Raw genomic sequence first — 11,482 nt, 5'->3', positions numbered from 1 at the left:
CCCGAGCCCGCGACGCCGTCCTCGTCCGCGCCTCGATGTGTGCCGTCTTGCGGCTGAACCCGGTCGTCATGGTGGCGAACCAGCGGGCCACCTTCTCGGTCTCCTTGGTCAGCGGAACGGTCACGGACACCCACGACCCGGACGGTTCGGGCCGGGTCAAGGTGCGGTTCCCCTGGCTGTCGGACGAGTACGCGAGCGACTGGGCGCGCACCGCGCAGTCGGGCGGGACCAGCGGCGGCGAGCCGGGAGCGGACGGCATCACCGAGCGCTGCACGGGCGGAACCGCGGACGACGGCGGGTGCTGGGACGGATTCGGGGTCGAGGTCGGGGACGAGGACGGCGTCGCGGGCTCGGGAGCGGCCGGTCCGGCTGCCGTCACAAGGTGCTGCTCCCCCACCAGTTGACGCACCGGCAACTCCGCTACGGCCGACTCCCCGGCCGACGTCATCGCGGAAGCGTCCCCCGGAACGACGCGCTGCACGGGAACGGACGGAGGCAGGGATCGCGGCGACGGCAGGGGTACGGACCGGACCTCGCCCGGCACCCCCTCCGCACGTTCCGCGGACCGCTGCACCGGCGAAGGACGGTCCGCGGCGGCCGGGGCCGCCGGGGCGGTGATCCCGTGCACCAGCCCGGTGGGCGCGTCCGGGCTGACCAGGTGCCCGAGCGGGGTGCCGAGTGCCGGGTCCTGCCTGGTGGAGAGCGACCCCTGGAAGCCGGAGGGGTCGATGACCAGGTCCTGTGTGCCCAGGGTCCGCTGGATGGGCGGCAGTTCGGCCAGGTCGACGCGCTCGCGCGGCCCGGCGGACCAGGCGGAATCCGCACTTCCGGCCCCCGCGGCCGTACCTGTTCCCGTTCCCGCGCCCGTACTCGTACCCGTGCTCGTGTCCGTACCCTTGCGCCCGTCGCCGCCGCGCAGCCAGGACATCAGGCCCATGGATTCTCCCGCCCTCCCCGCGCCGTCCGCTACTGCCCGTTGAGGCGAGCGATCTGTGCGACGAACCTCAGTCGTTCCGGGTGCTCCAGGTCCAGCAGCTCATCGAGCGGCCAGTGGAAGTGGTAGGCGAGGTACGCGACCTCCTCGTAGAGCAGGTCGGCCGCGTACGTCACGATTCCCCCAGGCGGCCACCGGCGAGATTCACCGCGAACTCCTCCTGGCAGGAGGGACAGGTGACGGCGGCGCGGGTGTGTCCCTCGGCGTTGATCCGCCGGTAGAAGTCCTGGAGGAAGGCCAGGTCGGAGGCGAACAGGTCCTCGATGACACCGGGGTGGATGTCGTCGACCGTGCCGATCCGGGTCACGACCCGGGCGATGAGCACGACCGAGAGGTACGCGGAGTTCTCCCGCACCCGGTCGTCCCGCAGCGGCACGAGTTCGTCGCGCGCGGTCGCGAGCCGCATGACGCCCGTGCGGTGCACGACGCCCGCGTCGTCGACGTACCCGCGCGGCAGCTCGAAGGGGAACTCGGTGCGCAGCGGCTCCCGCCCGCCGGACCGCGCGTCCCCTCCCGCCGGGAGGTGCGCGTCCGGCCGCTGGGGAGCCTCCGCCGGAGCCGTACGCCGCATCAGTCGAGTTCCATGCTCTCGTAGGTGATGGCGAGCTTCTCCGTCAGGACCGAGGTGTCACCGGCCTTGAGGGTGCCGATCTCCAGGGACTTCGGCCAGGCGTTGATGAGCTTGTAGCGCTTGATGGCGATGCCCTCGTGGTCGTACACGATGACCGCGCCGTTGCGGCGGGCCGTGGTCATCCGGCCGAAGCGGGAGTCCTTGATCCACCGCTCGAAGCTGTTGTCCTCGGTCAGGCCCCGGGTCACGGTCACCTCACCGGCCTTGGGCCGGCCGGGGAGCTTCTTGATGGCGTAGCGGCCGTCGGCGGTGTTCTGCTTCAGCTCGATGACGTCCTGCTCCATCTTCAGACCACTGACCTCGGTGATCTGCTTGATGACGACGCTGTCGAATTCGAGGCCGAACGACGCCCCGACGGTGCTGTCGAGATCGGGAAGTGGCACAACAGGCTCCTTTACCGCTCTTGCCGCCTACGGGTCTTGCCGCCCACAGGGGTCTCCGGGGGGTACGCGTCACTCGGAATCGGAAGGGGCACTCGCCGCCCGGGAGGTACGCGCCGCTCGGCCCGGCCGCCCACGAGGGGAAGGGATCATTCGTCGACGCCGCCGGTCCCCCCGGTCAGCTGGGAGAGGCGGAAGACGACGAACTCGGCCGGCCTGACCGGTGCCACCCCGATCTCGCAGATGACCTGTCCCGCGTCGATGCTCTCCGGCGGGTTGGTCTCGCGGTCGCACTTGACGTAGAACGCCTCTTCCGGGGTGAGCCCGAACAGCGCCCCCTTGCGCCACTCGTTCACCAGGAACGCCGAGACCGTGCGCCGGATGCGCGCCCACAGGGCGTCGTCGTTCGGCTCGAAGACGACCCACTGCGTACCGGCGAGGATCGACTCCTCCAGGTAGTTGAAGAGGCGCCGGACGTTCAGGTAGCGCCAGGCCGGGTCGGAGGCCAGCGTGCGCGCGCCCCAGATCCGGATGCCCCGTCCGGGGAAGGACCGGATGCAGTTCAGCCCGATCGGGTTGAGCATGTCGTGCTCGCCCTTGGTCAGTTGGGTCTGGAGCGCGACCGCCCCGCGCACGACCTCGTTGGCGGGTGCCTTGTGCACGCCGCGCGACTCGTCGTTGCGCGCCCACACCCCGGCGACGTGACCGCTCGGCGGGACGAGCCGCGCCCGCCCGGACGAGGGGTCCGCGACCCGGATCCAGGGGTAGTAGAGCGTGGCGTACTTGGAGTCGAAGTTGGCGTGGTCGGTGCGCCAGGCCCGGATCTGCTGCGGGCTGAGCCCCGGCGGCGGGTCGAGGATGGCGACCCGGTCGCCCATCAGCTCGCAGTGGCTGATCAGCCCCTGCTGCACGGCGACGACCGACTCCAGGTCCAGCAGCCCGCGTTCGTGCGCGCTCATCAGGTCCGGCACGACGACCGTGGTGATCTCCTCGACCGCTTCGAGTCCGCCGAACCCGGTACGGCGGTCGGGGTCGCCGACGTACAGCTCGGGGGTCAGCGCCCCGGTGCCGGGTGCCGCCGGGGCGGCGGGTGCCAGGGTCACGCTCTGCGGTTCGGGCCGGGCGGGTGCGGCGCCGCGGGCCGTCTCCCGGATCTCGATCAGCTCCGACCTGGCGTTGACCCGGGTGGCGACGTTCTCCTTGCTGCGCTTGGTCGTGACGCCCGGGTACTCCTCGGCGGGCTGCCCGTCCCGCTTCACGACCAGCCGGAAGACGTCGGACGGCGGGTCGTCCCCCTCCGCCTCGGCCACTTCGACGCTGATCTCGCCGGTCACACCGGGGCGGGGCTTCACCGCGTACGGCCCGAGCTGCGTCTCCGACCCGGCGGGCAGGCTCCCCGCGACATGGTCGCCCCCGTCGTCCACCACGTGCTCGGTGCCGTCGTCGATGCGCACCACGTAACAGACACCGCCGCCGTTGGCGAAGAACCCGTACACGGCGGAGGCCAGGTACGCGCCCTCCACGAAGTCGCCGAAGGTGCCGGCGAACTGGCTCCAGTTCGTGATCAGCGTCGGTTCGTCGAACGGGCCCTTCTGCGCGAAGCCGACGAAGGCGGTGACCGAGGTGCCCACCCCTTCGATCGGCCGGGACCCGGACTCGATCTCTTCGACGTAGACGCCCGGGGACAGGTACGACGGCATGTGAGTCTCTCCTTGGCCGGGGAACGCCCGCAATTCTTGCGACAGCCGCGATCACCGGGAACGGACACACGGCCGCCCACCCGTGCACCGGCCACTGCCCGATCAGGCAATGCCGTCGTGTTGTACGTGCCGCCGGGCGCTGCACCGGACCGCGGTGCGCACGCCCTGCGTACCGCGCGGGCACCGCACACACCCTGGGACGGCGACAGGGCGTGTCGGTGGGCCGGGAGGGTGGATGAGGGCGGTTCCGGAGAAGGACCCCGCCGCCTCCACGTCCGACGGCGGAGGTACCCCCCATCGCGAGAACGTGACACTCAAGCCCGAAGTGTCACGTTCGCGGGGGAACCGGACGAGGGGGACGGGAGCACCGGCATCGCGGAGGGTCCGTCCGGGCGCACCGGTGTCCCCACGGGTCCGGCAGGTACGGACGACGAGGAGGAGGTCTCACGTCCCGACGCCGCGTTCTGCCCGGAGCCCATGGCTCCCGGACGCGGCCGACGGCGGTCACCGAGCAGCGGAGCGCCGTCCTGACGCCTGGCGGTCGGGGGGAGCGAGGACAGCGAGGCACCGATCCCGCCACGGGCGGGCCTCACCCGGTCGGCCCGGTCGGGCGGTGGCGGCGCCGATGCCCCATCGGGGGCCGAGGGTTTCGACGGCCCGTGCCCGGTGGGCTCCTGGGCCCGGTGCCGCTCCGGTCCGGAGGACGGGGCCCGCCCCGGGGCCGACGGGGACGAGGACAGGGACGGAGACGGTCGGGACGGCTCTGCGGAACCGGTACGCGCGGACGACTGCGGGCGAGCGGGTGACTGCGGGCGCGCGGGCGGGGCCGTCGCCTCCGGCGGGCGCGGGGCCGGTGTCTCCGCCTCCTGCCGCTGGATCACGGGCATGCCGGGACCGGCCTGCCCCGTGGGACCGGACGGTACGACCGCCCCGCGTCGTCCCGCCGGGTCGGCGGGCACGGCCCCGGAGGGCAGTTCCCGCAGCGGCTTGCCCAGGGCGGGCCGTACCGACGTGACCTCGGGAGGCCCGGCGGAACCGGTCGGCCCGGGCGCGGCTTCGGGTGCCGGGGCGGATACGGGCGTGTCCGGCCGGCCGGACGTGATCCGCCGCGCGGCGCCGCCGCCGGTGACGGGCGCGGGTACGGCCGGTACGACCCCGGTGATGTGCCGCAGCGGCATCGCCGGGCGCCGGGCGACGATCAGCGGCGGCGCGGTCCGCCGGGGKCGTACCGGGGCGGGACGGGCACGCCCGGGCTCGGCCGGCACCGGCATGTCGCCCCCGCCGGACGGCGCCTCCGCTGTTGTGCTCCTGACCGGAGACGTCCTTGACGGGGCCGGTGCGGTTCCGGGCGCGGTCGTACCGCTGCCGCGAGCGGCCCGTCGCGGTGCCTCCCGGCCGGAAGCGCCGGGAGCGCCGGGAGCCCCGGACGGCTCCGGGGCGCTCGACCGCTGGACGACCGCGGGACCCCGCCCCGTGCCCCCCGCCGCCGCGGGCGACGGGCCGGCGACGGGGTCGGTGCCCCCGTCCGCGTCGGGCCGGGCGGCACGCAGCAGCAGCGGCCCGCCGGCGGACACCTCACGCGTGCCCGCGGGGCGGGTGACCCCGCGGATGAGGCCCACCGGTGCGGACGGCATCACGGCATGGCCGAGTTCGCCGCCGAACGCGACGTTCTGCCACGAGGCGAGGCCGGACCTGAACCGCAGCCCGTCGCTCACCCCGATCGAGGACCGGGCGACGGTCACCGCGGGCGGCGCGACCTGCCGCCAGCCGCCGTCCCAGTCGCCACCCCGCCGATCGGTCCGGCCGGTGTCCGGGGCGGCACCGGCCGTCGGCCCGGCACCGGACCCGTCCCCGCCCCCGGAAGGGGCGTCGGACGGCGTCCGGTCCGCCCGGCGGAACCAGTCGCCGAACCCCATACGATCACCCGCCTTCGTTGACGCGGGTGTTGATCCGCGCTATCTCCCGGACCCACTGCTGACGCTCGCCGTGGGTGAGGTCGAGAATGTCCTCACGCTGCCAATGGAAGTGGTAGGCGACGTACGCGATCTCCTCCCGCAGACGGGGAAGCGCGTACGTCACGATTCCCCCAGGCGCCCACCCGAGAGGTCCACCTCGAACGAGCCGTGGCACAGCGGACACGTCACCGCGGCGTGCGTATGGCCCTCGCTGTTGATCCGCCGGTAGAAGTCCTGGAGGAACGCCACGTCGGTGGCGTACATCCGCTCCACCACCCCGGCGTGCACATCGGTGATGGTGCCGAGCCGGGTGATCACCTGGCTCAGCAGCACCACGCTCAGGTACGCCGGGTTCTCCTTCACCCGCAGGTCGATCTGCGGGCGCAGCTCGTCCCGCGCCGTCGCGAGCCGCATCGAGCCCTGCCGGTGCACCTGGCCCTCGTCGTCGACGTAACCGCGCGGCAGCTCGAACTCGAACTCCGTCCGCAGGTCCTGGCGTTCCCGCTCCCGCGCCGCGGGCGGCGCGGGAGCTTCCTCGCGGGTGGCGGACCGGGCGGACGCCAGGGTGTCGAGGACTTCGTCGAGTCCGCCCGACGTAACGGTCCTGCGCCTCATTCGACCACGATCTCCTCGAAGGTGATGGTGACCGTCTCGGTGGCCGGGCTGGACTCGCCGGCCTTCAGGGACGGACCCTCCCACTTGCTGGCCCAGCCCTGCATCAGCTGGATGCGCCGGACCGTGTCACCCTTCGAGTCCTTGATCTCGATGGTCAGGTTCTGGCGCGCGGTGTCGACGGCCCCGTTGTTGAGCGTCTCCTTGATCCACTTGGTGAACTCGCTGCTCTTGTCGAGCCCGCGGGTGATCGTCACCTCGCCCGCCTGGCGCGCGCCGGGCTGCTTGCGGATGATCTGCTTGCCCTCGGCGGTCACCTGACGGACCTCGACGACTTCTTCCTCGACGGTCAGACCGCTGACCTCCTGGATCGACTCCACGAGATAGCCGCCGAGCTGCACGCCGAAGACGTGGGTGGAAAGAGCGTCGCCCTCTGCCATGACTCTGTGTCACCTGTTCCGTTTTGCGGACCCTGCCGGGTCACTCGTTGACGAGGCTGGTGCTGTCGGAGAACTGCGAGAGGCGGAAGACCACGAACTCCGCGGGCTTCACCGGTGCCACGCCGATCTCGCACACGACCTGGCCGAGGTCGATCGACTCCTGCGGGTTGTTGTCGCGGTCGCACTTGACGTAGAACGCCTCCTCGGCCGTGCGGCCGAAGAGGGCGCCCCGGCGCCATTCCTCGGTGAGGAAGGCGGTCACGTTGCGCCGGATGCTCGACCACAGACGGTCGTCGTTCGGCTCGAACACCACCCACTGGGTGCCCAGGAGGATCGACTCCTCCAGGTAGTTGAAGAGACGGCGCACATTGAGGTAGCGCCAGGCCGGGTCGGACGAGAGCGTGCGGGCGCCCCAGATCCGGATGCCGCGGCCGGGGAAGGCGCGCACGCAGTTGACGCCGATCGGGTTCAGCAGGTCCTGCTCGCCCTTGCTGAGCCGGATCTCCAGGTCCAGCGCACCGCGGATGACCTCGTTGGCGGGAGCCTTGTGCACACCGCGCTCGCCGTCGCTGCGCGCCCACACACCGGAGACGTGACCGCTCGGCGGCATCAGGGAGTTGCGCCCGGCCTCCGGGTCGAAGGCGCTGATCCACGGGTAGTACACGGTCGCGTAGCGCGAATCGAACCCGGCGTCGTCGTTGCGCCAGGCACGGACCCGCTGCGCGTTCATGCCCGGCGGGGTGTCCAGTACGGCGACCCGGTCGCCCATCTGCTCGCAGTGCGAGATCAGCGCGAGCTGGACGGTCTTGACGCCCTCGGCGTCGACGGCCCCGCGCTGGTGGGCGCTCATCAGGTCCGGAACGGCGACCATGGTGATCTCGTCGATCGCCTCCAGACCCGCGATCCCGGTGCGCTGCGAGGAGTCCCCGACGAACTCGGCCAGGTCCACGGTCGCGGCACCGGCCCCCGGGCCCGCGGCGGCGGGCGAGAGCGGGAGGACCTGGTTCGCGGGGCGGCTCTGGGCCGCGCCGGGCTGCTCGACGACCTCGATCAGCTTGGACTGGCGGGCCTGGGTGACCAGGTAGCCCTTGACGCTCTTGCGGATGGAGACGTCGAAGGTCTCCACCACCTTGCCGGCCTGTCGCACCAGCAGCCGGAATCGGTCCTCCGGAGGGTTCTCCCCCTCGGCATCGGCGACCTCCACCGAGAGGTCACCACCCGTGCCGGGCCGTGCGGACACCTGGAAACCCCCGAGCGCGACGGACGGGGCCGCCCCGCCGGCGCCCGGGTCCTGCGCCGCGCCGCCCACCCGCACGACGTAGGCCGCGCCGCCGCCGTTGGCGAAGTAGCCGTGGACCGCGCGCGTCAGGTACGTGCCGGGTGCGTGGGTGCCGAAGGTCTGGACGTACTGGTCCCAGTTGGTCACCAGGGTCGGCTGGTGGAACGGGCCGGTCTCCGAGAAACCGACGAAGGCTGCGATCGCCGTGCCGACTCCTTCGATGGGCCGTGCTCCGGACTGCACCTCCTCCACGTATACGCCGGGGGTGAGGTACGACGGCATACTCGCTCCTTCGGGTGGTCGTCCGGTCGCCGTCCAGTCTCGTCGGCCCGCACCGGCGGACAGTAGGCCCCGGAGTCCTGGGCACGGGGCAAGGCCACTGCCTTTCCGGGCGCCCCCGGGGGCAGGGAATTCTTCCCCGTGAGGACATTCGCGACGGGCTTCCCGGGCCCGGCCCATAGCAATTCTTTTGGCCCGTTCGATGAACGCGGGATGAACTCCGGTGCGGAGGAAGACGTGTGACGGTTCGCCAGGTGTCCGAGTGCCCGGAATACGGATGCCCGGACCCGGGGAATGGTGATGAATGAAGGCAGGGAACCACGCGCGAACACATTCCTGCCGGTGCTCGTCCGGCCGTCCCCGGCGGGCGTACGGGCCGTGGGCCGCTGCTGTGTCGCGGCGTCCGCCGACGGCACCCGTGCGTTCCGGACGGGGCCGCCCCGTCGCCGTGCCGCGTACCCGTCCGACGGGGCCCGCCCGTCTTCGCCGTCGACGGGACAACCCGTGGTCAAGGCCCGATCGAGGGGGCGGCCACTATCGGCCAGAATGAGCCGCAGGATCGGTCGACCGGCCGACCCCGCACGGCCGGAGGAACCCGACGGGCCGTGCGGGCGCCCGCACGACCCCACTGACCGGACGGCGACGGAGGGGGATGCGGGCGGACGGCACCGGACGTTCTTCGCCCGCCGCCGCTCCGCGGGCCGTCACGGGTCCGTTTCATCAGGGTGTACAGGGAAAGAGTTTCGCCAACACCCGGCAAGCCGGGTTTCCCCGGGGCGGAATTTCTGCTGTTCTCTTCCCGCCCGGGGGAAGTGGGGCCGGTGCTTTGTCCTACGGTTCGAGGTCGCGCAGGATGCCGCTGACGTTGAGTACTTGGTGGCATCCGGCTGCCTGGGTTCCGGTGGCCGGAGTACCCGGTTTGTTGCACGTCACGGAAGCGGTGACCGTTTCGTTCTCCGGAATCTCGATGGGGGTGACCCAGTGATAGTCCTGGTTGCGGAAGGTCTCCAGGGCGATGGTGGTGATCTTCCGGTTCCCGAACGTGATGGTCAACACCCCTTCGTCGCCCTGGAAGTTCGCCACCACGAGGTCCGTGACGCCGAACACCTTCCCCTCGGGCACCCGGTACGGCTCCTTCTTCGTGCCCCCGGCGCCGACCTGCACGTCGATCGTCTCCGACATCTGCTGGTGGCCGTCGCCGCCCGTGCCCGACGTCGAGCCGGAACCGCCCGACCCACCGGAGGACCGGCCGGGCCGGGGCTTCTGGTTCCCGTCCTGCCCCTGACCGCCGGAGGCGTCGCCCGAGCCGCCGGACGAGGCCCCGCCCTGCTGACCGTCGCCCCGTCGCTCCTTCTCGGCGGCGTCGGTCACCGCCTGTTCCGCAGTGCTCTTCACCGCGGGCCTGACCAGCGCGAACCACGCGAGCAGCAGGGCGAGCAGCGCGGCCAGCACGATCAGCAGCCACCTGGGCAGTATCGGTATCTGGGCGAACTCGCCGGACAGCGTCTCCGGCCGGTGGGGCTGCTCGTCCTCGGCCTCCCCCTCGGTCTTCTCGGCGACCTCGACCTCGAACGGCCAGGTGGCCGGCGTGCCGAACCAGATCAGCTTCTGGGCCCGCACCCGCAGACCCACCTCGGCGGACTCGCCCGGCTCCAGGCGCCGTTGGTCGGGGGAGAAGGCCAGCCGGAGCTCCTCCCCGTCCTGCGTCCCGGTGAACACGACGCCGACCGGAGTGTTCCCCCGGTTCTGCACCGAGGTCTGGAACCGGGCTCCCCGCCAGCCGCGACGCCGACGGGGGTCGAGCTGCCCCCGGAGCTCGTGGAAGGGCTCGACGACCACCGTGCTCTCGGGGACCGCCACCGACTCGGGGCGCTCCGCGGGCAGGACGCGTACCCCCAGGGGCGTCTCCCCGGCCCGGACCTCGTGGGAACGGGGCGGCGCGAGCCGCACGGTCACCACCTCGGAGGTGCCCGGATAGAGCGAGACGCGCGCCGGCTCCACGGTGCTCCACGCGGCGCAGTCGCCGACCACTTCGAGCGTGTAGGCCTCGACGATGTCGCCGTCGTTGCGCACGGTCAGGGTCGTCGTCGCCTCGGCGCCGGGCGACACCGTCACCGTGGACATTTCGAATTCGGCAGATGTGGTCACGATGCGACGTTAAGCCGAGGACGCGGTGGCGCAGCAGAGACGGGAGGGCAACGCACGGGCAGGGCTTGTGCCCCCGGAGCCCAACGGCACGGTCTCCCCGAGCCCCTCTCCCGCGCCAGGTCCCCCTGACGGGGCCGGGCACGGACGGGCAGGGCGACCGGCACATCGAGACAAGAGCACCTGAGGAAGACGAGCACGGAACGATGACGACGACAGACGTGAAGAGCGAGGCGGCGGTGCGCGGACAGTTCCGCAGGCCCACCGCTTCGGAACGCTCCGCCCAGCGCGGCGCGCGGAGGGCCCCCGAGGGCAGGGTCTCCGTGGCGGTGTACGCGGAGGACCTGATCCTCCAGACCGGCGTGATACACCAATTGCGCCCGCGCCCCGAGATAGAACTGACGACGGAGGCCGAGGCCGACCGGGCCCAGGTCTCCTTAGTGGTGGTGGACATGGTGGACGAACCCACCGTCCGGCTCCTCTCCAGACTCCAGCGCAACACCGCGACCCGCACCGGACTCGTCGTCGGCTTCTTCGAATCGGGCGCGCTCCAGACCCTGATCGAATGCGGTGTGGTCGCCGTGCTCAGGCGCGGGGAGGCAGACCAGGACCGCCTGGTCCACCTGGTGACGGCGATAGCCAACGGCGAGGGCGTGCTCCCGGGCGACCTGCTCGGAAAGCTCCTCGACCACGTCAGCAGCCTCCAGCGCACGGTCCTCGACCCCCGGGGGCTCTCGCTCTCCACCCTCACGGCACGGGAGGCGGAGATGATCAGGCTGGTGTCGGAGGGCTTCGGCACGGCGGAGATCGCGCAGAAGACCTCGTACTCCGAACGCACCGTCAAGAACGTGCTGCACGAGATGGCGACCCGGCTCGAACTGCGCAACCGGGCACACGCCGTCGGCTACGCCATGCGGCACGGGCTCATCTGAGTCCCGCTCCGGGCTCCCGTGCGGACGGTGTGCCGACGCCGCCGCACGGGAGCGCGCCGGGGTTCCCGGGGGAGGGGGCCGCGGGGCGGACGCAAAGGGCAGCGGTTCCTTCCCCCGGTACGGGTACTCGGGGCC

General features: G+C 72.0%; 10 protein-coding genes and 1 pseudogene. 2 read left to right on the top strand and 9 right to left on the bottom strand.

Annotated features, from left to right (window positions below; translation table 11 throughout):
• Positions 1–104: 104 nt before the first annotated feature.
• Positions 105–242: pseudogene (locus EAO76_RS45325) on the top strand (phage baseplate assembly protein V); the annotation flags it as partial.
• A gap of 724 nt (positions 243–966) precedes the next feature.
• Here EAO76_RS45325 and EAO76_RS44325 read toward each other — a convergent pair.
• The 9 genes from EAO76_RS44325 to EAO76_RS03250 form a co-directional block, all read right to left on the bottom strand.
• Complete coding sequence (locus EAO76_RS44325) at positions 967–1,110, bottom strand: DUF6760 family protein (RefSeq protein WP_093896703.1); 144 nt, start codon at positions 1,108–1,110, stop codon at positions 967–969.
• On the bottom strand, positions 1,107–1,565 hold the full coding sequence (locus EAO76_RS03280) for a hypothetical protein (protein WP_148833119.1): 459 nt from the start codon (positions 1,563–1,565) through the stop codon (positions 1,107–1,109). The genes EAO76_RS44325 and EAO76_RS03280 overlap by 4 nt, the downstream gene beginning before the upstream one ends.
• A complete protein-coding gene (locus EAO76_RS03275; protein ID WP_148833117.1) occupies positions 1,565–2,008 on the bottom strand; it encodes a phage tail protein in 444 nt (147 codons plus the stop codon). The genes EAO76_RS03280 and EAO76_RS03275 overlap by 1 nt, the downstream gene beginning before the upstream one ends.
• A 146-nt stretch (positions 2,009–2,154) precedes the next feature.
• Positions 2,155–3,705, bottom strand: coding sequence for a phage tail sheath family protein (locus tag EAO76_RS03270; RefSeq protein ID WP_148833115.1), 1,551 nt, complete (start codon positions 3,703–3,705; stop codon positions 2,155–2,157).
• Positions 3,706–5,625: 1,920 nt separating this feature from the next.
• Positions 5,626–5,784 (bottom strand): DUF6760 family protein, encoded by a 159-nt coding sequence (locus EAO76_RS44320; protein ID WP_003966147.1) that lies wholly within the window; start codon positions 5,782–5,784, stop codon positions 5,626–5,628.
• On the bottom strand, positions 5,781–6,275 hold the full coding sequence (locus EAO76_RS03265; RefSeq protein ID WP_148833113.1) for a hypothetical protein: 495 nt from the start codon (positions 6,273–6,275) through the stop codon (positions 5,781–5,783). The genes EAO76_RS44320 and EAO76_RS03265 overlap by 4 nt, the downstream gene beginning before the upstream one ends.
• Entirely contained in the window at positions 6,272–6,712 is a 441-nt protein-coding gene (locus EAO76_RS03260; protein WP_148833111.1) for a phage tail protein, read from the bottom strand. The genes EAO76_RS03265 and EAO76_RS03260 overlap by 4 nt, the downstream gene beginning before the upstream one ends.
• A gap of 40 nt (positions 6,713–6,752) precedes the next feature.
• On the bottom strand, positions 6,753–8,273 hold the full coding sequence (locus tag EAO76_RS03255; RefSeq protein WP_148833109.1) for a phage tail sheath family protein: 1,521 nt from the start codon (positions 8,271–8,273) through the stop codon (positions 6,753–6,755).
• A gap of 828 nt (positions 8,274–9,101) precedes the next feature.
• Positions 9,102–10,394 carry a hydrolytic protein gene (locus tag EAO76_RS03250; protein WP_148833155.1) on the bottom strand — a complete coding sequence of 431 codons (1,293 nt, stop codon included), beginning with the start codon at positions 10,392–10,394 and terminating at the stop codon, positions 9,102–9,104.
• Between the two features lie 227 nt (positions 10,395–10,621).
• Between EAO76_RS03250 and EAO76_RS03245 the strand changes: the two genes are divergently transcribed.
• Positions 10,622–11,347 carry a LuxR C-terminal-related transcriptional regulator gene (locus tag EAO76_RS03245; RefSeq protein ID WP_148833107.1) on the top strand — a complete coding sequence of 242 codons (726 nt, stop codon included), beginning with the start codon at positions 10,622–10,624 and terminating at the stop codon, positions 11,345–11,347.
• The last annotated feature ends 135 nt before the right edge of the window (positions 11,348–11,482 follow it).

Origin of the sequence: Streptomyces sp. sk2.1 (assembly GCF_008120935.1) — a bacterium.
Classification (GTDB): domain Bacteria; phylum Actinomycetota; class Actinomycetes; order Streptomycetales; family Streptomycetaceae; genus Streptomyces.
The sequence above is the reverse complement of the archived record's forward strand: the minus strand, read 5'-3'. Positions and strand labels throughout refer to the sequence as shown.